Origin of the sequence: Bradyrhizobium sp. WSM1253 (genome assembly GCF_000244935.1) — a bacterium.
Lineage (GTDB): Bacteria > Pseudomonadota > Alphaproteobacteria > Rhizobiales > Xanthobacteraceae > Bradyrhizobium > Bradyrhizobium canariense.
The window spans coordinates 1,088,107-1,111,319 of the sequence record NZ_JH600073.1; the positions used below are offsets into that span (position 1 = coordinate 1,088,107).

General features: G+C 61.1%; 17 protein-coding genes and 3 pseudogenes. 9 read left to right on the forward strand and 11 right to left on the reverse strand.

Annotated features, from left to right (window positions below):
- From BRA1253DRAFT_RS07145 to BRA1253DRAFT_RS07165, 5 genes are all read right to left on the reverse strand, one after another.
- The coding region (locus BRA1253DRAFT_RS07145) for an IS1182 family transposase (protein WP_007592590.1) at positions 1–1,308 on the reverse strand (1,308 nt) is incomplete at its 3' end.
- Positions 1,309–1,421: 113 nt separating this feature from the next.
- Positions 1,422–1,772 (reverse strand): hypothetical protein, encoded by a 351-nt coding sequence (locus BRA1253DRAFT_RS07150; RefSeq protein WP_007592592.1) that lies wholly within the window; start codon positions 1,770–1,772, stop codon positions 1,422–1,424.
- A gap of 411 nt (positions 1,773–2,183) precedes the next feature.
- Positions 2,184–3,275, reverse strand: a complete 1,092-nt coding sequence (locus BRA1253DRAFT_RS07155) for a TRAP transporter substrate-binding protein (RefSeq protein ID WP_007592593.1) — start codon at positions 3,273–3,275, stop codon at positions 2,184–2,186.
- A gap of 232 nt (positions 3,276–3,507) precedes the next feature.
- Positions 3,508–4,650, reverse strand: coding sequence for an Mrp/NBP35 family ATP-binding protein (locus tag BRA1253DRAFT_RS07160; protein ID WP_007592595.1), 1,143 nt, complete (start codon positions 4,648–4,650; stop codon positions 3,508–3,510).
- Positions 4,651–4,703: 53 nt separating this feature from the next.
- Positions 4,704–5,141, reverse strand: a complete 438-nt coding sequence (locus BRA1253DRAFT_RS07165) for a VOC family protein (protein WP_007592597.1) — start codon at positions 5,139–5,141, stop codon at positions 4,704–4,706.
- Positions 5,142–5,323: 182 nt separating this feature from the next.
- Here BRA1253DRAFT_RS07165 and BRA1253DRAFT_RS07170 point away from each other — a divergent pair, with 182 nt between their 5' ends.
- The 5 genes from BRA1253DRAFT_RS07170 to BRA1253DRAFT_RS07190 all read left to right on the forward strand — a co-directional run bounded on the left by BRA1253DRAFT_RS07170 (position 5,324) and on the right by BRA1253DRAFT_RS07190 (position 10,060).
- Positions 5,324–6,196: an NAD(P)-dependent oxidoreductase gene (locus BRA1253DRAFT_RS07170; RefSeq protein ID WP_007592598.1), complete on the forward strand. Its 873-nt coding sequence runs from the start codon at positions 5,324–5,326 to the stop codon at positions 6,194–6,196.
- Between the two features lie 22 nt (positions 6,197–6,218).
- On the forward strand, positions 6,219–7,496 hold the full coding sequence (nhaD, locus tag BRA1253DRAFT_RS07175) for a sodium:proton antiporter NhaD (protein WP_007592600.1): 1,278 nt from the start codon (positions 6,219–6,221) through the stop codon (positions 7,494–7,496).
- Positions 7,497–7,633: 137 nt separating this feature from the next.
- Positions 7,634–9,229 (forward strand): HAMP domain-containing sensor histidine kinase, encoded by a 1,596-nt coding sequence (locus tag BRA1253DRAFT_RS07180; RefSeq protein WP_007592601.1) that lies wholly within the window; start codon positions 7,634–7,636, stop codon positions 9,227–9,229.
- A gap of 44 nt (positions 9,230–9,273) precedes the next feature.
- Positions 9,274–9,477, forward strand: a complete 204-nt coding sequence (locus BRA1253DRAFT_RS07185; protein ID WP_007592603.1) for a DUF1289 domain-containing protein — start codon at positions 9,274–9,276, stop codon at positions 9,475–9,477.
- Between the two features lie 28 nt (positions 9,478–9,505).
- Complete coding sequence (locus BRA1253DRAFT_RS07190; RefSeq protein WP_007592605.1) at positions 9,506–10,060, forward strand: TIGR02281 family clan AA aspartic protease; 555 nt, start codon at positions 9,506–9,508, stop codon at positions 10,058–10,060.
- Positions 10,061–10,093: 33 nt separating this feature from the next.
- On the opposite strand, the gene dusA is transcribed toward BRA1253DRAFT_RS07190, so the two are convergent.
- Positions 10,094–11,089 (reverse strand): tRNA dihydrouridine(20/20a) synthase DusA, encoded by a 996-nt coding sequence (gene dusA / locus BRA1253DRAFT_RS07195; protein WP_083869798.1) that lies wholly within the window; start codon positions 11,087–11,089, stop codon positions 10,094–10,096.
- Between the two features lie 253 nt (positions 11,090–11,342).
- Between dusA and BRA1253DRAFT_RS45060 the strand changes: the two genes are divergently transcribed.
- Entirely contained in the window at positions 11,343–12,068 is a 726-nt protein-coding gene (locus BRA1253DRAFT_RS45060; protein ID WP_035992912.1) for a caspase family protein, read from the forward strand.
- Positions 12,069–12,826: 758 nt separating this feature from the next.
- Here BRA1253DRAFT_RS45060 and BRA1253DRAFT_RS07210 read toward each other — a convergent pair.
- From BRA1253DRAFT_RS07210 to BRA1253DRAFT_RS46140, 4 genes and pseudogenes are all read right to left on the reverse strand, one after another.
- The gene (locus tag BRA1253DRAFT_RS07210; RefSeq protein ID WP_007592608.1) at positions 12,827–13,597 is read right to left on the reverse strand and encodes a hypothetical protein; all 771 of its coding nucleotides are present in this window, start codon (positions 13,595–13,597) and stop codon (positions 12,827–12,829) included.
- 241 nt (positions 13,598–13,838) lie between these two features.
- Positions 13,839–14,246 carry an AMP-binding protein gene (locus BRA1253DRAFT_RS45065; protein WP_051058399.1) on the reverse strand — a complete coding sequence of 136 codons (408 nt, stop codon included), beginning with the start codon at positions 14,244–14,246 and terminating at the stop codon, positions 13,839–13,841.
- Positions 14,247–14,258: 12 nt separating this feature from the next.
- Positions 14,259–14,369, reverse strand: a pseudogene (locus tag BRA1253DRAFT_RS46135) (hypothetical protein); the annotation flags it as partial.
- Positions 14,370–14,488: 119 nt separating this feature from the next.
- A pseudogene (locus BRA1253DRAFT_RS46140) lies at positions 14,489–14,611 on the reverse strand (hypothetical protein); the annotation flags it as partial.
- 72 nt (positions 14,612–14,683) lie between these two features.
- On the opposite strand from BRA1253DRAFT_RS46140, the pseudogene BRA1253DRAFT_RS43420 reads away from it, so the two are divergent.
- The 3 genes and pseudogenes from BRA1253DRAFT_RS43420 to BRA1253DRAFT_RS07220 form a co-directional block, all read left to right on the forward strand.
- Positions 14,684–15,010 (forward strand): annotated as a pseudogene (locus BRA1253DRAFT_RS43420) (alpha/beta-hydrolase family protein); the annotation flags it as partial.
- A 17-nt stretch (positions 15,011–15,027) separates the two neighbouring features.
- Positions 15,028–15,294, forward strand: coding sequence for a hypothetical protein (locus BRA1253DRAFT_RS43425; protein ID WP_157158552.1), 267 nt, complete (start codon positions 15,028–15,030; stop codon positions 15,292–15,294).
- A 510-nt stretch (positions 15,295–15,804) separates the two neighbouring features.
- Entirely contained in the window at positions 15,805–21,684 is a 5,880-nt protein-coding gene (locus tag BRA1253DRAFT_RS07220) for an AAA family ATPase (RefSeq protein ID WP_007592611.1), read from the forward strand.
- A gap of 738 nt (positions 21,685–22,422) precedes the next feature.
- On the opposite strand, the gene BRA1253DRAFT_RS07225 is transcribed toward BRA1253DRAFT_RS07220, so the two are convergent.
- Entirely contained in the window at positions 22,423–23,199 is a 777-nt protein-coding gene (locus BRA1253DRAFT_RS07225) for a cyclase family protein (RefSeq protein WP_007592612.1), read from the reverse strand.
- Positions 23,200–23,213 lie beyond the last annotated feature (14 nt).

The following is a 23,213-nucleotide window of genomic DNA, read 5'->3' on the forward strand; positions in this document are numbered from 1 at the left end:
GTCCCTGACGCCATTCAGGCCCCGCAACCGAAGCCGGTCGAGCCTGAGAATGCGTTTCATATGAGCAAACCGCATCTCGACCTTTTTGCGCTCGCGGTGCGATTGCTCGAAGGCTTCCGTATTCGCCAGCGCACGGACATGATCGCGCACATCTTCGTTGACGTCACGGGTAATTTTGCGCACGTCCGCTGTCGTGCATTTGGGCTTCAAGGCGCAGCCAGAGCAATCGCTCTTGCTGGCCCTGTAGTAAACGATGTGACCTTGATCGATATTGCCGGTGCTGGTCAGTTCCGCGCCACCCGGGCAAACATAGACATTGCGCTTTTTGTCGAAGACGAAGTCCGCTCGGCTAAAGGTGCCATCGGGGCGTGCCGACTTGTCCCACACCGGAACGTGCGGCGTGATCTTGCGATCCACTAGCCATTTGAGCAATCTGACCGCGCCGTAAGCCGTGTCGCCTGCCAATCTCTTGGGGCGCAGATCGAAGCGACGCTCAACACGGTCCACCATGATCTGGGTGACAGCAATCTCAACTGCACGGTTCGCGCGCGTGCCTACCGCATCGAGGATGATCCCGGCCTTGTTGTCGATCAGATAGTTCGCATCATAAGCAAAGAATGGATCCACGCCCGGCCTCGTAACCCATGTTGCTTGCGGATCGGTGAGCGAGACTTCCTGGGAGGCTGCGGCGACGGCTGCCTTCACTTGAACCGCCGCCGTCTTCATCGCCGTCCTTATCGCTATTGGCGGCATCAATCGCTGCGATGTACTCGCGCACCGCATGGGATGCTTCCTCGCCTTTGGCCAGGTAATAGGCTGGTCGCCGGGAAGTCGCCTAGTCTTGTTCACATCGGCCTTGATCAGGCTCGCATCGACTGAGAACGCTTCGCCTCCGACCAGCCCCGCCGAAATAGACAGTGCCAGTACACGTTCAAAAACCCGGCGTAAGGCATCGCTCTCACGGAAGCGTTCGCGCCGCGCCCGGCAAAACACCGAGTGATGAGGGATATGATCCTCGATGCCGAGCTTGCAAAACCATCTATAAGCCAGATTGACTTGGACCTCGGCGCAGAGCCGACGCTCGGAACGAAGTGCAAATACGTAGCCCAAGACCAGCATCCGGATCATGAGCACCGGATCAATCGAAGGCCGGCCAGTGTGGGAGTAGAATGGAGCGAGCTCGTTGTGCACCCAACTCAGGTCCAGAAAACCGTCGATTTGCCGTACCAGGTGATCAACCGGCACCACCTTGTCGAGATCAAAGGAGTAAAAGAACTGGCCCTGACCGCTCTCCTGCCGACCTAACATCCGCTGCTCCCGCAAATGCCGCCTCACACCAACGGAATCACGGTTCGCGAGTCGTCTCAACCGGAGTTTGGCAACACAATCCGTTGGCAAGCCGACGTTTATGAAGACACACCCTAGTCCGAGTGCGGACAGTGCACCCGGAAAGCGGCCCTAAGTTCCGCCAACTGATCGTGTGCTGCACCCAGCTCTGCGTCGGCCCGATCCGTCAGCACGTCCATGTAGGCGATCGGCCGATCGAACTGGCTCGCCGTGAAGTCGTACCTCTCGCCTCCGATCCGATTGTAGAAATGGTCGCCGGCCGGCAGCGGCGTCTTCAGCAGCTTGCCGCCGAACAGTTCGTGAATCGGTAACGCGGTGACGTTGCATTGCCCTGCGGCTGGATTGTCTACCGTCCATTGGCTTGATGTCGACGACGACCAGGCCTTGCGCAGCGCGCTTTGAACCTCATCGGGATCGAAGCTCATCGTCAACCCAGGCCAGCCGCCGAGGCGCTCATTTCGGATTTTGCGATAATGCCTTTATGCCACTGTTTTGCCCGACGAGTCAAACGGTCTCGCTGAAGCACGCGCTTGGTGCGCCTCCCGCTTTCGCTCCCAAAATGCAAAGTTGCCATCGACCGCGCGATGCTCGGGCCTGCCTGCCAATTAGCTCCATCGCATCAAGCTGTTGGCTGCACTCGCAACGCCTTGTCCTCTCAACCCTCGTCTACTGTGCATGGGGTTGTTTTTCAGATTTTTTGTTGGAGGCGCCGCCCGTCCCCCGGCGACACCGCCGCTCGGCGGCATCGGCCTCGCCTATTCCGACCGCGTCGCCCCAAAGAAAAGCCCGGCCTCGCGAACGAGACCGGGCGTGTCGTCTTGCGACTTGTTCGAAGATCAGCCGCGGGTGCGCGAGCGGATCATGAAGCTGTCGTAGGTGTATTCGGCGACCTGCCACCACAGATATTCGTCGGAGCGGTAGGCCTGCATGGCGTCGATCGACTTCTTGAAGTCGGGATTCTTGGCCGAGATCTCGCCCCACAATTCGTTGGTGGCCTTGAGACAGGCTTCCAGAACTTCATTGGTGAACGGGCGAAGCTGCGTTCCGCCGGCGACCAGACGCTTCAGGGCGCCGGGGTTCACCATGTCGTAGCGCGCGGCCATCCAGGTGTTGGTATTGACGGTCGCGTTGGTGAGGATCGCCTGATAGTTCTTCGGCAGCTCGTTCCACTTATCGATGTTGGCGAAGGCGTGAACGGTCGGACCGCCTTCCCAGAAGCCCGGGTAGTAGTAGTACTTGGCGACCTTGGCGAAGCCGAGCTTCTCGTCATCGTAGGGGCCGACCCATTCGGCCGCGTCGATGGTGCCCTTCTCGAGCGACGGATAGATGTCGCCGCCGGCGAGCTGCTGCGGCACCACACCGACCTTCTGGAGCACCTGGCCGGCAATGCCGCCGATGCGCATCTTGAGGCCCGAGAGGTCGGCAACGGTCTTGATCTCCTTGCGGAACCAGCCGCCCATCTGGGTGCCGGTGTTGCCGCAGGGGAAGCCCATCACGTTCGACTTCTTGAAGAACTCGTTGGCGAGTTCGTTGCCGCCGCCTTGGTACAGCCAGGAATTCTGCTGGCGTGCGTTCAGGCCGAAAGGCACCGATGCGAAGATCGCGAAGGTCGGGTCCTTGCCGACGTAATAATACGACACCGTGTGGCACATCTCGACCGTGCCCTTCTGCGTCGCATCCAGCGCCTGCAGGCCCGGGACGATTTCACCCGCCTGGAAGACCTGGATCTGAAACTTGTTGTCGGTCATCTCGGCGACGTACTTCGCCATCTGCTCGGCACCGCCATAGATGGTGTCGAGCGACTTCGGGAAGCTCGACGTCAGGCGCCACTTGATCTCGGGCGAGGACTGCGCGATCGCCGGCGAGGCCACCGCGGCGGTCGCCGCCGCACCGGCTGCCGACACTTTCAGGAAATCACGACGCTTCATCTTCAGTCTCTCCTTGTTGGGGCGTTTCCCCTAACTTCCTCTTTGCTGCCGCTCATTCCGGCGACGCGTTCTTGGGCCGCGTCGAACCGAAGGGGCTTGACTGCCGTGGGCCTTTAACACGGAAGCCCCGCTTTCGAAACGCGACATTGGCATGACAGGGCTCTACGAAAGTCGCATGTCCCCGGGGTATTGGTTTGCAGGGGGTTGCTTGAAGGTATTGCCTTGGATCCGCTCAGGCCGCGGCGACGACGCCCTTGAGCTGGTCCCGCACCTGTCCCGCAATGGCGCGGTAGATCGCCGCATGGGGACCGTCCGGCTCGCTGTCCACAACGGGCGTGCCCGCATCCGAGGTGGCGCGAATCGCCATGTGCAGGGGGACCTCGCCCAGGAACGGTACCCCGAGCTTCTCGGCTTCGTGGCGCGCGCCGCCATGGCCGAAAATGTCGGATTTGGTGCCGCATTGCGGGCACTGGAAATAGCTCATGTTCTCGACGATGCCGAGTACGGGCACGTTGACCTTCTTGAACATCGCAAGCCCCCGCCTTGCGTCGATCAGCGACAGGTCCTGCGGGGTCGAGACGATCACGGCGCCTTTCAAAGGGACGTTCTGCGCCAGCGTGAGCTGGGCATCGCCGGTCCCTGGCGGCATGTCGACGACGAGGACGTCGAGCTGCCCCCATGCGACGTCGCGCAGCATCTGCGTCACCGCCGACATCACCATTGGCCCGCGCCAGATCATCGCCGTCTCTTCCTCCACCAGGAAGCCGATCGACATGATCGCCAGGCCGAAGCGCCTGAGCGGAATCATCTTGCGCTCGCCATCCAGCTCCGGCTTCTCATGCAGGCCCGTCAGCCGCGGCACCGAGGGGCCGTAGATGTCGGCATCGAGCAGCCCGACCTTGAGGCCCAGATCGCGCAGGCCCAGCGCAAGATTGAGAGCAGTGGTGGACTTGCCGACGCCGCCCTTGCCCGAGGCAACCGCGATCACGGCCGCGACGCCCGGAATCTCGGACTGCCGCGCCATCGGCGATTGGGCGCCGCCCTGCGGCGGCGGCTTGTGGGCATGGACCGGCTGCACGCCTGGCGTACCGCGGCTGGGAGTTGGCGGCGGTGGCGGCGCCGCGCCGGCCTTGCGCTCGGCGGTCAGCGCCACCATGACGGTGGTGACGCCGGGAATGGCCCGCACCGCGGCCTCGGCCTCGGCCCGGACGGATTCCCAGGCGCGCGCCTCGGCGGCATCGACATTGATCGAGAAGAACACCTTGCCGTCGGCCGCGCTGATCGCGCTCAGCACATTGGCATTGGTGAGCGCGACCCCGCGGGGCGACTTGATCCTGGCGAGGCTGTCGAGAACCTGTTGCTGCGTCACGCTCAAAGCGCATCTCCTAGAATTCAAGATGCCCCATTAGAGCGGAAACGCCCAAAAGGCTACTGCCTGCCGATATCGTCAGCCATCTCGGCGGGCGCGGCGCCCTGCTCCAGGGCCGCTTCGTAGTTCAGCTCGATCATGACCCCGTTCGGGTCATGGACGAAGATCTGCCAGAGTTCGCCGCCGGGCACCTGGCGGGAGTCGAACTTCATCCCCTTTGAGGCCAGCCGCTGTTTCATGCCGTCAAAGCCGCGGCTGGCGAAGGCGACGTGGTGGACAACGCCGGAATCCGGCTTTTGTGGCTCGGCAGTCGGAGAAATATCGACCAGGTGCACCACCGGTTTACCCTCGCTGTACATCCAGGCGCCGGGGAAGGCGAAATTCGGCCGGGGGCCTTTTTCCAGGCCCAGCACGTCTTCGTAGAAGCGGGCGGTCTCGGCCAGATTCCGGGTCCGGATGTTGAAATGATCGAGCACGCCCACGCTTACGCCGCCCATGCCTTCGCTCCATTTTTTTGAAGTCCGTAAGTCCGCCATCCTAGCACAGGCAGGGGCCAAACGAAGCCGTTGCCCTCCGGCCTCAAGGGTTTATGGTGCGCCCGATCTGCCGCAATGGCGGAACCGGGCGCCCCTCGCCCGGCAAGAACCGTAAAACCCAAACTACGGACAAGGTACCACAGATGGCTAAAGTCGCTTTCCTCGGTCTCGGCGTGATGGGCTTCCCCATGGCCGGACACCTCGTGAAAAAAGGGGGCCATGAGGTCACCGTCTATAACCGCACCGCGGCCAAGGCGAAGGAGTGGGCGGACAAGTTCGGCGGCAAGACCGCGGCGACCCCGAAGGCCGCGGCCGAGGGCCAGGATTTCGTGATGTGCTGCGTCGGCAACGACAACGATCTGCGCGCGGTCACGATCGGTGTCGACGGCGCGTTTGCCGGCATGAAGAAGGGTGCGACCTTCGTCGACCACACCACCGCTTCCGCCGAGGTCGCGCGTGAGCTTGATGCTGCCGCGACCAAGGCCGGCTTCAAGTTCATCGACGCACCCGTGTCCGGCGGCCAGGCCGGCGCCGAGAACGGCGTGCTGACGGTGATGTGCGGCGGCACGCAGGACGCCTATGCGGGTGCCGAGCCGATCATCACGGGCGCCTATGCGCGGATGTGCAAATTGCTGGGGCCCGCCGGCTCCGGCCAGCTGACCAAAATGGTCAACCAGATCTGCATCGCCGGCCTCGTCCAGGGCCTCTCCGAGGGTATTCACTTCGCCAAGAAGAGTGGCCTCGACGTCGCCGCCGTGATCGAAACCATCTCAAAGGGCGCCGCGCAGTCCTGGCAGATGGAGAACCGCTACAAGACCATGAACGAGGACAAGTACGATTTCGGCTTCGCGGTCGAATGGATGCGCAAGGATCTCTCGATCTCACTGGCTGAAGCCCGCCGCAACGGCGCCAACCTGCCCGTGACCGCGCTGGTCGACCAGTTCTACGCCGAGGTCGAGAAGATGGGCGGCAAGCGCTGGGATACGTCGAGCCTGCTCGCGCGCCTTAATCGCTGACACCTGACGAAGTGATCCTGCCTTGCTGATCGCACTCGCCGCAATCTTCGTCCTCGCCTATGCGGCGATCGCGCTTGAGCATCCGATCGGGGTGAACAAGAGCGCGTCTGCTCTACTCGGCGCGGGCGTGCTCTGGACAATCTACGCGCTCGCGACCGGCGACCACACGCTGGTCGGCCGTCAGCTTGACGAGTCCGTCGCCGCCACCGCGCAGATCGTGTTCTTCCTGGTTGGCGCGATGACCATCGTCGAGGTCATCGACGCCCATGACGGTTTCGAGGTCATCACCTCCCGCATCAGCACGACCAGCCAGGTCCGTCTGATATGGCTGATTGGCTTCGTGACCTTCTTCCTCAGCGCAATCCTCGACAATCTGACCACCACCATCGTCATGGTCTCGCTGATCCAGCGGTTGATCGCCAAGCGCGACGACCGCTTGCTGTTCGCCTCACTCATCGTCATCGCCGCAAATGCCGGTGGTGCATGGACCGTGATCGGCGACGTCACCACGACCATGCTGTGGATCGGCGGACAGATTTCGCCCCTAAAAATCATGGGCGGGGTGTTCCTGCCCTCGCTGCTGAACCTGCTGGTGCCGCTCGCATTCATCAGCTTTTCGCTCAAGGGCAAGACCATCGCACCGCCGCCGAAAGAGGACGGATTGCAGGGCGTCGATCCGTTCGAGCGGAACGTGATGTTCTATCTCGGACTCGGCGTGCTGATTGCGGTGCCCGCCTTCAAGACGGTCACGCACCTGCCGCCGTTCATGGGCGTCCTGCTCGGGCTTGGCATCGTGTGGTTGGTCGGCGAGATCGTTCATCGCAATAAGGATGAGCATGTCCGCGGTCCGCTCACGCTTGCGAATGCGCTGACGCGGATCGACATGGGCTCGATCGTGTTCTTCCTCGGAATCTTGCTCGCGGTTGCCTGCCTCGAACATGCCGGCCTGCTCTCCATGCTGGCCAAATGGCTGGACACCGCGATCGGCCGACAGGACATCATCGTGATCGTGCTCGGGCTGCTCAGCGCCGTCATCGACAACGTGCCGCTGGTCGCCGCGACGATGGGTATGTACGACCTGGCGCATTATCCACCCGACAGCTTCATCTGGGAATTCATCGCCTATTGCGCCGGCACCGGCGGCTCGATTCTGATCATCGGCTCGGCCGCAGGCGTCGCCGCCATGGGGCTCGAGCGCATCGAGTTCCTCTGGTACGCCCGTCGCATCGCCCTCCCGGCGCTCGCCGGCTATCTGGCGGGAGCAGTGGTGTACATCGCACAGCACGCGGCGCTGCATTGAGCGGCTCACACCGGATCCAAAATTAACGCCGGGTTAACGTAATTCTTTAGCTCCTTAAGTCACCTCTTAAGGATTTCTTGCCAGAGATAGACAATGCAGAAGGCCCGTCCCGCGCGGGCAGGAATTGTTGTTGTGCGATGAGTAAACCCGCTGAAAAGCCCGAGGTTGTGCAGCTTCCGGCCGAGCCGGTGAGCGTGCCGTCGGCGAGCCATCGCCGGGCTGCGGCACAGCGGGTGCGCGAGGCGCGCGACAAGTTAACGTCTACCAGTGGAACCCGGCCGGCTTTCGACGCCGAGATGCTGCGCCATTACGCCCAGACCCGGCTGTCGGCCTCCTATGTCGTGATGCTGCTTGTGGTCGCGACGGGCGTGCTGTTTGGGCTGTGGATGCAGCCGATCCCGGCCGCGGCCTGGACCGCCGGCATGCTTTGCATCCATGCCGCGATGATCCGCAGCTGCCACCGCTTCCTGGCCGAGCCCGCCTCGCCCGCGGGAACGCGCGCATGGCAGACACGCTTCGTCGTCCTCGACCTGCTCTATGGCCTTTGCTGGATGGCGATCCTGATCCATCCCGTGCTCGACATGATCACGGAATCGCTGATGATGTTCCTGATGCTGCTGGTGATCGCAGTATCGAGCATGCTGGCCGCCAATCTGCCGATCGCCGCCCTCGCCGCCACCGCACCGGTCGCGGTCGCGATGGCGCTGAGCTTCGTGATGACCGGCTCGCTGGACAATTACATCCTGGCCGCGCTCGCCCTCGCCGCTGAAGGCTATTTCGTGCTGCTGGCCCACCGTCTGCACTCTTCGACCTTCGCCACGCTCGAGGCGCGCGCCGAGAAGGACGCGCTGATCGGCGAGCTCGAACAGGCCAAGGCGATCTCGGACGAGGCGCGCCACCGCGCCGAATCCGCCAATGTCGCCAAGTCGCGCTTTCTGGCGCAGATGAGCCATGAACTCCGGACGCCGCTCAATGCGATCCTCGGCTTCTCGGAGGTGATGAAGAGCGAGATTTTCGGCGCGCATGCCGTGCCGGTCTACAAGGAGTACTCGGCCGACATCCACAATTCCGGCGTCCACCTGCTCAACCTCATCAACGAGATCCTCGATCTGTCGCGGATCGAGGCTGGCCGCTACGAGCTCAACGAGGAAGCGGTCTCGCTGGTCGGCATCGTCGCCGACTGCCATCATCTGATGAAGCTGCGCGCCTCGAGCCGTGGCATTACCATCCACGAAGTGTTCGAGCAGGCAATGCCGCGGCTCTGGGCCGACGAGCGGGCGATCCGCCAGGTCGTGCTCAATCTGCTCTCCAACTCGATCAAGTTCACTCCGCAGGGCGGCGAGATCTGGCTCAAGGCCGGCTGGACGGCTTCAGGCGGACAATATCTCTCGGTGAAGGATACCGGCTCCGGAATCCCCGAGGACGAGATCCCGGTCGTGCTGGCATCGTTCGGCCAAGGCTCCAACTCGATCAAGTCGGCCGAACAGGGCGCCGGTCTCGGCCTGCCGATCGCCAAGAATCTGGTCGACCTGCACGGCGGTACGTTCACGCTGAAATCGAAGCTGCGCATCGGCACCGAAGTGATCGTCACCTTCCCGCCCGAGCGCGTGATGAGCGCGCTGGCGCCGATATCGGATGATTCTCCGCCGCTCCAACCCGAGAGTTCCGCGGTCGCGGACGAGAAGCGCCGGCCCCGCCGCAAGCCGATCATGAGCGCAGGTACGGGCTCGTAACGAGATGCTTGCAGTCATGCCCGACCATCCGCCACTATGTCCGAATGAGCAAAGAAACGCCGTGCGTGGCCGTCTGCATGATCGATCCCAAGACCAGGCTGTGCTTCGGCTGCGGACGCACATTGCCGGAGATCGCGCGCTGGCACGCCATGGAGAGCGCGGAACGGCTCGCGCTCATGGCGCTGTTGCCGGCGCGCATGAATCAGGCTGGACTTGCGCCCATCGCGGGATCGCCGAAACGCAGCTGACCGGCCTGAGCGCATCGGGAGATGCGCAATGATCCGGTTCCTGCTCGTTCTCATCATGCTCGCCTGCACGGCCGGTGCCGTCGTCGCCTATGGCGATTCCGACCAGATCGCGCGCGCGAGCAGCAAGGTCTCGCATATCTTTCGCACGCAGACCGCAGCGCCCGCCCCCGCCGTGCAGATTCAGCGCGGCCAGGGCGGCGAATTCGCGCTGCGCGCCAAGATCAACGGCGTGGCCGCACCGATGGTCATCGACACCGGCGCGACCTCGGTGGTGCTGACCTGGGAAACCGCGAAAGCGATCGGGCTGCCGCTCGAGATGCTCGAATACGACGTCGATCTCGAAACCGCGGGCGGTCACACCAAGGCGGCCCGCCTCACGATCGACCGTCTCTCCGTCGGCCACCTCGTCGAGAAATCGGTGCCGGCCCTCGTCGTGCAGCGCGGACAGATGAAGACCAACCTGCTCGGCATGAGCTTCCTCGATCGCCTGGAGAGCTGGGGCGTGCGCGCCGACAAGCTGATGCTCACCGGTTATCCGGAGCTCCAGACCAGTCACCGCCGCTCGCGCCTGGCAGTCGACTAGACTTTTGCAATCCGGCTCGTCATGCGACTACGGCTAGGCCGCCGCCTCTGCCGGCGCGCGGGCACCGACACGTGCAATCGCATCGCGCAGCACCTCGAGGCCGGCGCCCGGCTTCACCCCCTGCTCGGCAAGATGGCGGCGGAAGGCGCGCGCGCCGGGCACGGCATGGAATGCGCCGACGAAATGCCTCGTCATGGAGTGCAGCCGCGTGCCGCGCGCGAGCTGTTGTTCGATGTAGGGCATCATCGCTTCGAGCGCATCCTGCATCGAGGCATGCGGCGCCTCCTCGCCGAAAATGTCGGTATCGACGGAGAGCAGCCGCCATGGCTCCTGATAGGCGGCCCGTCCGAGCATCGCGCCGTCAACGTGATCGAGATGTGCTTTGGCCTCGTCGACACCGGGGATGCCGCCGTTGATGATGACAGGCACATTGGGCATCGCGCGCTTGAGGCGATAGACGCGATCATAGTCGAGCGGCGGGATGTCGCGATTCTCCTTCGGTGACAAACCGTTGAGCCATGCTTTCCGGGCATGCACGATAAGCGCATCGCAGCCGGAGGCGACGACCGCGCGCGCAAGCTTGTCGAGCGCGACCTCCGGATCTTGGTCGTCGATACCGATGCGGCACTTCACGGTCACGGGCACGGCCACCGCACCCTTCATCGCCTCGACACACCTCGCCACGAGATCAGGCTCTGCCATCAGGCAAGCGCCGAAACGGCCGTCCTTCACGCGGTCGGAGGGGCAGCCGACGTTGAGGTTGATCTCGTCATAACCGAACTCCTCGCCGATCCGCGCCGCCAGCGCCAGCTTGCGCGGATCCGACCCGCCAAGCTGAAGCGCGACCGGGTGCTCGACCATGTCGAACCCAAGCAGCCGCTCCCGGTCACCATGAATGATGGCACCAGTGGTCAGCATCTCCGTATAGAGCAGCGCCCGCCGCGTCAGGTGACGGTGGAACACCCGGCAATGCCGGTCGGTCCAATCCATCATGGGCGCCACAGAAAAGCGATAGTGTTGCGATTTCAATGATTTACCTTGTGCTTTCAATAGGATGAAGCATGAACGTGTGCACTCCAAACTAGCCGAATTTGCACACGTTTGTACCTGTTTTGACCTCTCAGTGCACACGTAGCGCACACGAATTGGGGAGTGCACACGGCCGTGGCCAGCTTCACGCAATTGTCTTCCGGGAACTGGCGCGTCCAGGTCCGCCGCAAGAACCGCTACGTGTCAGAGACTTTCCGCCGGCGCAAGGACGGCGAGGACTTGGGCGCTCGATATGGAGCGCAACATCGACCGCAGTGGATCACCAAAACCGAAGGCTGCTGTGCAGGCTCGAACGTTCGGCGACATCGTCGACCTTCACGTCGGGGATACCCTTGCAGCCATCCGCGACCTGCTCACTTCAACACTTGATGCAGCAGGACCTGAAGACACGGTCATTCTGAGTTTCGTAGGCCATGGTACCCATGACCATCGCCTAGTCACTCATGACACGCAATTTTCTGACCTAGCCGCCACGACTCTCCCAATGGATGAGCTAGCCCGTCGATTCAAGGTCTCACGCGCAAAGGCCGTCATTTGTTTCCTCGATTGTTGCTTTAGTGGTGGCGCCCCGGCGCGCGTTCTCGAAGGTAGCCCAATTCCTCGCGACGCTGGGTCAGCCTTTGTGGAGATTACCGGTAATGGGCGCGTTCTATTCGCTGCGTGCGGTGTGACCGAAGAGGCGCTTGAGGATCCGATTTCTCAACATGGGCTTTTTACCCAAGCAATCATCCCGCTCCTTCAGGAGGGCGATATCGCAAACAGTGTTGTAAAGCTGGTTCATGACACTACCGTACGAGTGCGCGCGGATGCTGCGCGATTTGGATACGTGCAAACCCCAGTTATGTTTGGTCACGTTGAAGGGGAAATAGCGGTTCCGGTATTGCGGCCTGGCACCGAATACAATGCATTATTCCCGGACGCTTCGTCTGTTCAGGTAGGGATACTGTTGAAGAAGTAGCCGTTGAGGAAGCTCACATGCCTCGCGCGAATGATGGCAGCACGGCTCACCTACAACCCAAAACTGCGACTAATCTGCCGCACAAGCCTGCGCGCAGCGTCAGTATTTCGACCATAGGAAGAGCGCCTGATCGAGCTGCGAAAGAATGGTCAGCCCAAATAGCGCGATAGCAAAACCTCTAAACATGGTGGTGGACCGGGTTGCCCCGGCTCCGAGGGATTGGGGGAGCTGGGGCACGACTGCATTGCCCACTTTGGGGCCGTGTGCCGGGAACATTCGGTAATCGGCGAAGCGTTCCAACGCCGCACCGTCGCTAGCGGCCTCTGCCAGAGCCTCGGACGAAGTCAAGGGGAGGCTAAAGTTCGCGTGCCACAACTTCAAAGAGATGAACGGACTGGGGAAACTGGAAAACGCGTATGCCGCGATGGCGCTCGCGAACGGGACGGAGCGGTTTCGACAGTGATCAGTACGCTCCGCTCCGCTTCGAGCACGCGGGCCCGAAGACACTCCAGTTCGGACAATTGAGACGTAAGCTGTTCTAGACGCTCATGCAGCCGCACAATGGCGTCAGCCGCTGGACCGGGATATCACGCATGTCGTGTAACCCCCAACCAAGCCTTCTAACAAGCTTGGATCATGGCCCGCCGGTGGACCAATCGGGAAAATGATGCAACGGAGACTGAAATCCGCCGACGTTGTTCCAGCATCCACATATGTGAATCGTATGTTGCTGTTGGAAGTTAATTCGGCGGAGTGCATCAGGCGCCGCGCGAAGGCGCAGCCGAACCGTCCGGTGGTGAGCGCCATTCCGCGGCGATGCAGGGCTTTACGTGGTCGACCTGTCCCGGCTCAGCGACCCGGCTCTTCTCGCCAGTGGTCCGAACAAGAGACGCGGCGCTGGCTGGGATTTCGTCCATTCCCGCGTCGCCTTCTCCGCGCCCGGACGAACTCGAAGACGAAGAGCCGCTAGTGTATGAAGAGCTCCTAGGCGAAGTGCGTCTCGAGGAAGACCGTCCTGTGCGAGTTGATCCCGATAAACGACCGGCTTCTTCGCTGGTGGTGAAATCGCTCAGCTCGTAAAGGGGAACGATCTTGCCGCAGGATTCGCAATGTCCTGTGGCGTACTCGGCCTCGTCCGACTGTGCTTCATCGGCATCGCCTAGCTGTTCTTCCAAATCTTCGAATGTTTGAAAAGCTGGGTCTGGTTCGTACTCGATAAATCTCGCGCCGCCCCTCTTAGGCGTGTGGTAGCCGTATCCTCTGGCGCGAGGCACCTCTTCGAGCATGTCAGCGTAGGGTTTGTTCCACCAGAACATCATCGGCTCCTCCTTTGAGGAACGTCCGACTTTGAACACCGCAGCTTCGCTCAGGTAGACGCCCTTGTCTTGATTAGCTCCGCTAAGCTTTTCCGCCTCACGCATTGCTTCATCGAAATCATCGAAGGTGCCAGCGTCCGTGTATTCCGCGTCTCCCGATAAGGGTGCGAGCGTTAAAACGAAGTAGCCCCGATTGGATGACCCGGCAGACATCAGTTCCTCAATTTCATTTTCTTGAGCGAATTACGTCCTTATGCCAAGATTCTGAGGTGACTGCAAAGACTGCCCGCGCCGGTGGCGGAACGCTTCAAGGCGCTGTGTCCAGAACCGGACAGATAAGAAAGACTTTCCGACAGTGGCACAGGAAAAAGTTGCGGAAGCGCTTAAATCAATCTTCCACGGCATTACATAGCTGAAGCAGAATTTCTCAAACAGGCAATTTACGATAGATGGCCTAAACTATGCGCGCTTCCTCGAAATTGGCGTGGCGGGCCAACCCGACGACTACATTCTTTGGACAGGCGCGGACCTTCCCAACGCCTTTGCAGATCCCGCTTCGCAGCAGTTGGACGAACGCAACGACTTCCTCGTTGCCATCGACAGATCGTCCCACCACGGCCGATTGCACGACCTGATCGTGCGCATTCAGAACCGCCTCGACCTCGGCGGGGTAGACGTTGAACCCGGAGCGAATGATGAGTTCTTTGGTGCGGCCGGCGATGTAGAGATGGCCCTCACCGTTCACCCGGGCGAGATCCCCTGTGTTGAACCGGCCCTGGCTGTCGATCGCCGCCGCCGTCAGCTCCGGAGCACGATAGTAGCCCAGCATCACGTTGGGGCCGCGAACGTGCAGCTCGCCCACTTCGCCGATCGCAACCGTCCTGCCTTGCCCGTCCACGATCCGGTGCTCGATACCGGGAAGAAAGGGGCCAACCGACTCGTCTGGAACAGGTCTGAGCGGACACCGGAGAGACCCGGTGAACATTCGGTAATGCTATAATTGTTCAGGAGCGGAATACCAAGCTCGTCCTCGATCTGGATGCCCTTGACCGCCTTGTATTCGAGCAAGCGCTGATACGTGGCCGGCACGCCGAACAGCCTGGTAATCCCTTCCTCGGCGATGGCATGAGCGAGCGCAGCCGGATCGGCCTTGGCGATGACGTGCAAGGTGCTGCCGTGCATCAGCGTCGAAATCAGCAGAATGGAACAGCCGACGATGTGAGACATCGGCAGCACGCCGTAGATGCGGTCGGATGGACGATTTTGGCGAAGCAGTCCGGAAACTCGCCCGGCCACCAGCAGGTTGCAAGTGACCCGATCGTATTCTTCGATTATCGGTACGCCTACCGGCGCCCGGCCTAGATGAATGCACCGCGCGGTCCGGACGTTTCGCCTGAACTTCGATGGTATCCGGTCGTGACCATGCTGCAGATCGCCGTTGACATGGCGGTCGCAACCGGCACGCCCTTCGGTTATGGCCATGTCTACGCGCCAGAACACTATCCCGATGCATGGGTTGCGGTGGCCAATCTCCGAAATTGGCCGGCCGAGGCACTTGGAAGACTTAAGAGTCATCTCGGAAGGGCTGCGAACGTCTCTGCCGGCGTCTGCGGCGACAATCCCTAATTCGACAGGGAAAGATAATGGCCGCTCGCGTTGCGCTCAATGCCTCGGCACTGAGAATTAATCACTCGGCCATCTGCACCGCTTTTCACTTCGACAAGATCAAGTTGACCTCAGCTTTGTCAACGATATCGGCGAGTGCGAGGAATTCTTCGCTGATCGTTCAAGCTGTGGTGCAGGCGGGTTGGGTTTGCTGCTCCATCACACCTTCGATCTGCATCGCCCGCCAGCCATTCTGCAGTGGCGCACACATCCGCTTCTCTTTCGCCTGCCTCCGCCGCCTTTAGAGAGATTTTGTTTGATGTCCCGGTGCACACGACGCCAACTAACAAATGCTCTGAATTCTGAATGATGGTGGACATTAACAACGGATTGCTACCATAGAGTGGGATGAAGGCGACCGGAATCAAAGGCGGTGCGCGTCCGCTTTATGAGCCAATCAGCTCGTGGGCCGCACCGCATAGCAATCCGGTGCCCAGACCACACCTGAGCCGCAGAAGCCGTTCGCATTCGAGCCGGTCCGGACGGCCAGCAGAAGTTGTGGCGACGCATCGGGCAGCATATTTCGAGTTCGATACGCAGCTGAATTCGCCCGCCGGCTCGCGCGCGAACACGGTTGGTGTCCGGCTAGCGGCGCTTCGGCTTTCTCGCCGTCATCTGCCTGGCGCCGCAGCTTACGCTGGGCAGAAGCCCGCTTTTATGGCAGTGTCGATGTAGCCACAGAGCGCAACACAGTACCTCCTCGCCCGATATTGGTCACGCGGAGGCTTCGGGGTTGAACCCAGCGTTTTGGGTTGATGCGCATGGATAGCCGGTTCCAAGTGCTATGGGAGGACGATGACCGCATCTTTTGCCGGCCATTGCGTCCGGCTTCCGATGGCGCCTGCAGAACTGTATTGGCCGTACTTCCCAAGGCGAAACACGCTTCGTCCGGCCTCCTCGATCGTCTTGATCACGAGTTTGCGCTGAAAGACCAATTAGATGAGACTTGGGCAATGCGGCCGCTCGGGCTGGAGTGCGATGGTGACCGTCCAGTGCTGCTGCTCGAGGATCCTGGTGGCCAGCCGCTCGAACAGTTGCTTGGTGCGCCCATGGACATCGGACGCTTTCTGCAGCTCGCGATCGGCATCGCCGCAGCCCTGAACAAGGTGCACCAACGCGGCCTCGTCCACAAGGACGTGAAGCCGGCGCATATTATGGTGAACTGCGAGGACGGACGGGTCCGGTTCACCGGGTTCGGTATCGCCTCGCGCCTCGCCCGCGAGCGACGCGCCCCTGGGCCGCCGGAATTCATCGTGGGCACGCTGCCCTATATGGCTCCCGAACAGACCGGATGGATGAACCGGTCGATCGATTTCCGGAGTGACCTCTATTCACTTGGCGTTACGCTCTATCAGATGCTGACCGGCTCGTTGCCGTTCTCAGCGGCACATTCCATGGAGTGGGTGCATTGCCACATTGCGCGAAAGCCAGTGGCGCCCGGCGAGCGGGTAAGCACTGTACCGGCTGCAATCTCGACCATAGTCCTCAAGCTGCTCGCCAAATCCGCCGAGCAACGCTACCAGAGCGCTTCAGGTCTCGAACATGATCTACGCCGCTGCCTGATTGAATGGGAAACCGGAGGCCGCGTCGAAGAGTTCGCGCTCGCACAATACGACACGCCCGACCGACTGCGGATCCCTGAGAAGCTCTACGGACGGGACCGCGAGATTGAAGCCATGCTGGCCGCCTTTGACCGGATGATCAAGAGCGGCGCGCCGGAATTGATGCTGGTTACCGGCTATTCCGGCGTTGGTAAATCCTCGGTAGTCAATGAGCTCCATCGTCGCCTTGTTCCGTCCCACGGGCTGTTCGCATCAGGCAAGTTCGACCAGTACAAACGCGATATTCCCTATTCAACGGTAGTGGAGGCTTTTCAGAGTCTCGTGCGGTTCCTTCTGAGCAACAACGAAGCCGAGCTGACGCACTGGCGCCAAGCGCTTCGTGGTGCGCTGGGCGCCAATGGACGACTTGTTACCGATCTGATCCCTGAATTGCGGTTGATCATCGGAGAGCAGCCACCCGTCCCTGAGCTCCCTCCGCAGCAAGCACAGAACCGCTTCCGTCTCGTGCTCCGGCGCTTCATAGGGGTATTCGCACAGTCCGAGCATCCATTGGCGTTGTTCCTCGACGATCTCCAGTGGGTCGATGCCGCCACGCTCGATCTGATCGAGGACCTTTTAACCCGCTCCGAACTGCAATACCTGATGCTGATCGGCGCCTTTCGCGACAACGAGGTCACCGTCGCTCATCCATTGTGGTACAGGCTTGAGGCCATAAAGAGTGCTGGCGCTAACGTGCAGCAGATCATTCTAGCGCCGCTTGCCAGCTCACACATTTCGCGTTTGATTTCCGATGCTCTTCGCTGCGATTCGACGCGTGCCGCGCCACTCGCGAAGTTGATTCACGATAAGACGGCTGGCAACCCATTCTTTGTGATTCAATTCCTTCAGGCGCTTGCCGAAGAGGGATTGGTCCGCTTCGATCACGACGCACGGTGCTGGTGCTGGGATCTCGCTCGCATTCACGTCAAGGGCCACACCGACAATGTCGTGGATCTGATGATCGCAAAGCTGACCCGCCTGCCTGCCGAGACGCAGATCACGCTGCAGCGGCTGGCCTGTCTCGGCAACATCGCCGACACGAGGACAATTTCGATCGTCCTCGGTCGCTCCGAGCAGCGGGTACACGCGGATCTGTGGGAGGCCATTCGCCAGGAATTGGTCGAGCACCAGCCAGGAGTGTATCGGTTTGTCCACGATCGAGTGCACGAAGCCGCCTACTCGCTGATTGCGGATGATCAACGCGCGGCGCTGCATTTGCGAATCGGTCGGGAGCTGCTGGCGCAGACCCCCCGGGAGAAGTGGGAGAGGGCTATTTTCGAGATCGTCAACCAGCTCAACCGTGGCGAGCCCTTGATCACCTCGCGCGACGAACGCGAGCAACTCGCAGAGCTTAATCTGACAGCCAGCCTGCGCGCGTGGGGGGCGGCGGCCTACGCGGCATCGCTCAACTATGCCGCTGCCGGTGCCGCGTTGTTACCAGACGACTGCTGGGAGCAACGCCAGCAGCTTGCCTTTGCGTTCGAGTTGCATCGCGCCGAATGCGAGTTCGTGACTGGCTCGGTCCTGGAGGCAGAACAGCGCTTGCAGGAGCTGACGACGCGAACCGCGACCGCCGCCGACCTTGCTGTCGTCGCGCGCCGCCGGGTGGATCTGTATACGGCGCTCAGTGAGCCGGACCGCGCGGTTAGCGCCGGTCTCAGCTATCTGGAACAACTCGGGATTCGATGGGTAGTCCACCCAAGCGATGATGACGTCCGACGCGAATACGAGCACGTCCGATCTCGGCTCGGGAATCGGTCGGTCGAGGAGCTATTGGATCTGCCGTTGATGAGTGATGCACTCGCACTAGCGACCATAGATCTTTTGACGGCGCTCATGCCGCCGGCGTTTTTCACTGATGCGAACCTTCGCTCGCTGGTGGCCCTAAAAGCGGTGGAGATCAGCCTCGAGTGGGGGAACAACGATGCTTCATGCGTTCCTTACGTCATGTTCGGCGCCATTGCCGGCGCGCGCTTCGGCGACTATCAGGCGGGCCTTCGATTCAGCCGTATCGGCACTGAGCTGGTCGAGCGGCGCGGATTTTCGCGCGTGCACGCCAGGACCTACCTGAACTATGGCAACCTTGTCCTTTCATGGACCAAGCACCTCCAGCATGCCCGAGACGCCTTTCAGCGCGCATTTGAGGCCGCGAGCAGCAGTGGCGACGTCACGTTCGCGGCCTTCAGTTGCGCCAGCTTGAATACGAATTTCCTTGCGGCGGGCGATGCGCTTGCAGAAGCGCAGCGCGAAGCCGAGCACGGGTTGCAGTTGAGCAAGAAGGCGAAGTTTGCGTTGGTGGCCGACATCATAATGCCGCAGCTTGGGCTAATCCGTATGCTGCGCGGCCTGACGCGGCGTTTCGGCGCTCTGCACGACGACCCGTCCGACGAGCTTCGGTTCGAACGGAGTTTGGCCGCCGATCCGGCATTCGCGCTGCCCGAGAGCTGGTATTGGATCCGCAAGCTGCAAGCGTGCTTCTTTGCCGGCGACTATTCGCCGGCCGTCGACGCCGCATCGAAGGCGCGGAGACTGCCGTGGTCACCACCGCAGCTACTCGAGACGGTGGAATACGAGTTCTATGCAGCGCTATCGCACGCTGCATGCTGGAATTCGGCACACCCCGAACAACGTCAAGGGCACCTTGAGGCCTTGACTGGGCACCACACGCAGCTCGATTTGTGGGCACAGAATTGCCCGGAGAATTTCGCGGACCGCGCTATTCTAACGGGCGCCGAGATCGCCCGTCTCCAAGGCAGAGAACTGGACGCGGAGCGTCTCTATGAACAAGCCATCCGCTCCGCTCGCGACAACGGCTTCGTCCACCACGAGGCGATCGCTTATGAATTGGCCGCGCGGTTTTACGGCGCGCGTGGTTTCGAAGAATTTGCTGGCATCTATTTGCGGAGAGCGCGCGACTGCTATGTTCGTTGGGGGGCAGACGGTAAAGTGCGGCAACTTGAGGATATGCACCCGCACCTCAGGGAGGCGAGATCAGAGCCAGGCCCGATGAGCACGATTGGAGCGCCGATCGAGCATCTCGACCTCGCCACTGTCATCAAGGTGTCGGAAGCGGTGTCAGGTGAGATGGTGCTGGAGACGCTTATCGAGACGCTCATGCGCACTGCCATCGAACAAGCAGGGGCTGAACGCGGTCTGCTGATCCTGTCGCACGACACCGAGCCGCGCATTGAAGCGGAAGCCACGACAACCGGCGATAAAGTTACTGTTGAACTGCGCAATACAGCGGTGACCGCGGATCTCCTTCCCGAATCCGTTCTCCATTACGTACTGCGAACCAGAGAGTGCGCGGTTCTCGGGGATGCCACGGTCCAGCCTCCCTTTGCCACGGACCCCTACGTTAATCAGCGCAGCGCTCGTTCCATTCTCTGCATGCCCCTGATCAACCGTGCGAAAGTTATCGGCGTGCTTTACCTCGAGAATACACTGACGCCCTACGTTGTTGCACCGGCGCGAATTGCGGTGCTGAAGCTGCTCGCCTCACAGGCAGCAATCGCGCTGGAAAATGCGGCTTTGTACCGCGATCTCGGAGAACGGGAAGCGAAAATCCGACGCCTTGTCGATGCCAACATCATCGGAATCATCATCTGGGAGCTTGAAGGTTCGATTCTGGAGGCCAACGATGCGTTTCTCAGCATCGTGGGATACGACCGTGAGGATCTCGTCTCGGGCCGCCTGCGCTGGACTGACCTGACGCCGCCTGAATGGCTCGACCGCCACGAGCGATGGTGGATCCCGGAACTAAAAAAGATGGGTAGCGTGCAGCCGTTCGAGAAAGAGTATTTCCGCAAGGACGGAAGCCGCGTGTCGGTGTTGATCGGCATGGCTGCGTTCGACGAACAACGAGACCAGGGCGTCTCCTTTGTCGTTGACCTGACGGAGCGCAAACGATCGGAAGTGGCTCTGCAGGAGAGCGAGGAGCGTTTCCGGACTCTCGTACAGTTCTCTTTCGACGTGTACTGGGAATCCGATGCGCGGCATCGTTTCATTCGCCAGGAATTCGCCGAAGGCATGGTCGACGCACCCGCGTCGGGCTCTGAACTTGGTAAGACGCGCTGGGAAGTGCCCTACTTGGAGCCCGACGAGGAGGCTTGGCGCAAGCATCGGGAGACGCTCGATGCCCACCTTCCGTTCCGCGATTTCGAGCTCGCGCGCCCTACGCCCGATGGCGGCAAGCGCTACGTGTCCGTCTCCGGGCTGCCGGTGCTCGACAAGTCCGGGCACTTCATCGGTTATCGCGGCGTTGGACGGCACATCACCGAACAGAAGCGGGCCGCAGAGGCGCTGCGCGAGATACAGAAGGAGCTTGCGCACGCTAACCGCCTCGCCACCATGGGCGAACTCACGGCCTCGATCGCGCATGAAGTGAGCCAGCCGATTGCCGCGGCATCCATGAATGCCGGTGCGGCCGCGCGATTCCTGGAGAGAAATCCGCCGGATCTTGAGAGGGTCAGGGAATCACTGGACTGGCTTATGAACGATACCGCTCGGGCCAGCGACATCATCCAACGAATTCGCGATCTCGTCAAAAAAGCACCGCCCCGGAAGGATCGCTTGGACATCAATGAGGCGATCAGGGACGTTATTGAGCTTACCCGCGGCGAAGCGATGAAGAACGGCATCTCGGTGCAGACGGAATTTGCAGACAGCTTGCCGCTTGTCGAGGGCGACCGCGTCCAATTGCAACAAGTGGTTCTCAACCTGATTGTCAACGCTGTCCAGGCAATCGGCACGGTCGCGAATGGAGCCAACAAAGTGCTGATCACCACCGCGCAGGCTGCACCGAACGGTGTTCTCGTCGAGGTAAAGGACTCGGGACCGGGGATGAGCTCTGAAACCTTCAAGCACGCCTTCGCGCCCTTCTACACGACGAAGCCCAGCGGTTTGGGGGTGGGACTGTCGATCTGTCGTTCGATTATCGAAGCGCATGCCGGACGCTTGTGGGTGACGCGCAACCAGCCCCACGGCGCAATTTTTCACTTCACCGTACCGGCCCACCCTGCCGACGCTTCTTGATTGTGGCCGGATTGCCGGTTCCAACTTCGAGCACGCACCTCGCGCTTTGCGATCGAGAAGATCAAGTCGATCACAGCCCTGCCGATCCCGGCTGCCGCGGCGGGGATTAAATCACCAAGCTGTCGCAGAACGGTCGAGGGATCACGAGGCGACTGGGCAAAACAGGTTGTCCGTTTTGCCCGCCCTAGTATCCTATTCTACGACGAGCGCGTAGTCGGCCTGTACCGTTGAATCTGCACACCGTATCGCATTGCGCGAAGATGCAGAAATAAAGAAAAAGCATAAGTCGCACTGCTATCCGGGGCACGATCGCAAAAAACGTCGCACGAGATCCGCCTTTTTCTCGTCGACCCCATCCGTCTTGGCGCACCAGGGCTCGAACCTGGGACCCGCCGATTAAGAGGCGTATGATTTGCTTGGAAGATCAATGCCCATTCCGACAACTTCACCGCCAGACCTACATTGGACCTACCGTGGGTTTTCTCTTCGTCGGAATGACGGGTCTCAGTTTAACCAGAGCGCGGCGGAACACGGATCTTGACTCGTCGGGGGCTCAAGTCGGGAAACCGCTATCGCTTTTCCCCAACATGACTCAAATCTGCGATATTTCCTGCGATCGTCCGCCCAAACTCAGAAGCATGTCGAACGGTAAGTTCAATGGTGCAAGCGCAACCGGAGACCGACTATTGCTGATGATGGCCATTTGAACCGCGATTGGCGCGCACGGGGCCTGAGAGGCTAGCTCTCCAAAATTGCGACCGCTCGCGTCCATCCTGCAGAGGCTCGCTCAATTTTCACGGGGAAGCATGACACCTTGAAGCCGGTCGACGGCAGCAATTCGAGATTGTGCAGCTTCTCGAGATGGCAATAGCCGATATGGCGGCCGGCCTTGTGACCTTCCCAGATCAGCCTGGCGTCCCTGGTTTCGGCGTATTTCTTCGCGGTATGAACGAACGGCGCGTCCCAGCTCCAGCCGTCGATACCGGTCAGGCGCACACCGCGCTCGAGCAGGTACATGGTTGCTTCATAGCCCATCCCGCAGCCCGACGTGACGTAGTCCTGCCGGCCATATTTGGCACCGGCGCTGGTGTTGACCACGACGATCTCCAACGGCTTCAGCTCATGGCCGATACGCTTGAGCTCGGCCTCGACGTCTTTGGCCGTTGCGACATAGCCGTCGGGCAGGTGCCGGAAGTCGAGCTTCACGCCGGGCTGGAAGCACCATTCCAGCGGCACTTCGTCGATGGTCCAGGAACGCTCGCCGCGATTCATGGTCGGGTGAAAATGCCAGGGTGCGTCGAGATGCGTGCCGTTGTGGGTCGAGAGACTGACCTGTTCCACCGCCCAACCCTGCCCGTCGGGCAGATCCTCGGCCTTCAACCCGTCGAAGAACTGCAGCATGCGCGGCAGGCCCTGCTGGTGGTCGATATACTGGATCGTCGGATGATTGCCGGGCGGGTCGGCCGGCACGTCGTTCTGGAGGGGGACGGAAATGTCGATCAGCTTGGTCGTCATGGCGCTTCCTCGTT

What these genes read in the sequence shown, in the direction of transcription:
- BRA1253DRAFT_RS07150 (WP_007592592.1), bottom strand. Translation starts at nt 1,772, where the DNA reads ATGAGCTTCGATCCCGATGAGGTTCAAAGCGCGCTGCGCAAGGCCTGG.
- BRA1253DRAFT_RS07155 (WP_007592593.1), bottom strand. Translation starts at nt 3,275, where the DNA reads ATGAAGCGTCGTGATTTCCTGAAAGTGTCGGCAGCCGGTGCGGCGGCG.
- BRA1253DRAFT_RS07165 (WP_007592597.1), bottom strand. Translation starts at nt 5,141, where the DNA reads ATGGGCGGCGTAAGCGTGGGCGTGCTCGATCATTTCAACATCCGGACC.
- BRA1253DRAFT_RS07170 (WP_007592598.1), top strand. Translation starts at nt 5,324, where the DNA reads ATGGCTAAAGTCGCTTTCCTCGGTCTCGGCGTGATGGGCTTCCCCATG.
- BRA1253DRAFT_RS07180 (WP_007592601.1), top strand. Translation starts at nt 7,634, where the DNA reads ATGAGTAAACCCGCTGAAAAGCCCGAGGTTGTGCAGCTTCCGGCCGAG.
- BRA1253DRAFT_RS07185 (WP_007592603.1), top strand. Translation starts at nt 9,274, where the DNA reads ATGAGCAAAGAAACGCCGTGCGTGGCCGTCTGCATGATCGATCCCAAG.
- BRA1253DRAFT_RS07190 (WP_007592605.1), top strand. Translation starts at nt 9,506, where the DNA reads ATGATCCGGTTCCTGCTCGTTCTCATCATGCTCGCCTGCACGGCCGGT.
- BRA1253DRAFT_RS45060 (WP_035992912.1), top strand. Translation starts at nt 11,343, where the DNA reads ATGGAGCGCAACATCGACCGCAGTGGATCACCAAAACCGAAGGCTGCT.
- BRA1253DRAFT_RS07210 (WP_007592608.1), bottom strand. Translation starts at nt 13,597, where the DNA reads ATGTCTGCCGGGTCATCCAATCGGGGCTACTTCGTTTTAACGCTCGCA.
- BRA1253DRAFT_RS43425 (WP_157158552.1), top strand. Translation starts at nt 15,028, where the DNA reads ATGGCCGCTCGCGTTGCGCTCAATGCCTCGGCACTGAGAATTAATCAC.
- BRA1253DRAFT_RS07220 (WP_007592611.1), top strand. Translation starts at nt 15,805, where the DNA reads ATGCGCATGGATAGCCGGTTCCAAGTGCTATGGGAGGACGATGACCGC.
- BRA1253DRAFT_RS07225 (WP_007592612.1), bottom strand. Translation starts at nt 23,199, where the DNA reads ATGACGACCAAGCTGATCGACATTTCCGTCCCCCTCCAGAACGACGTG.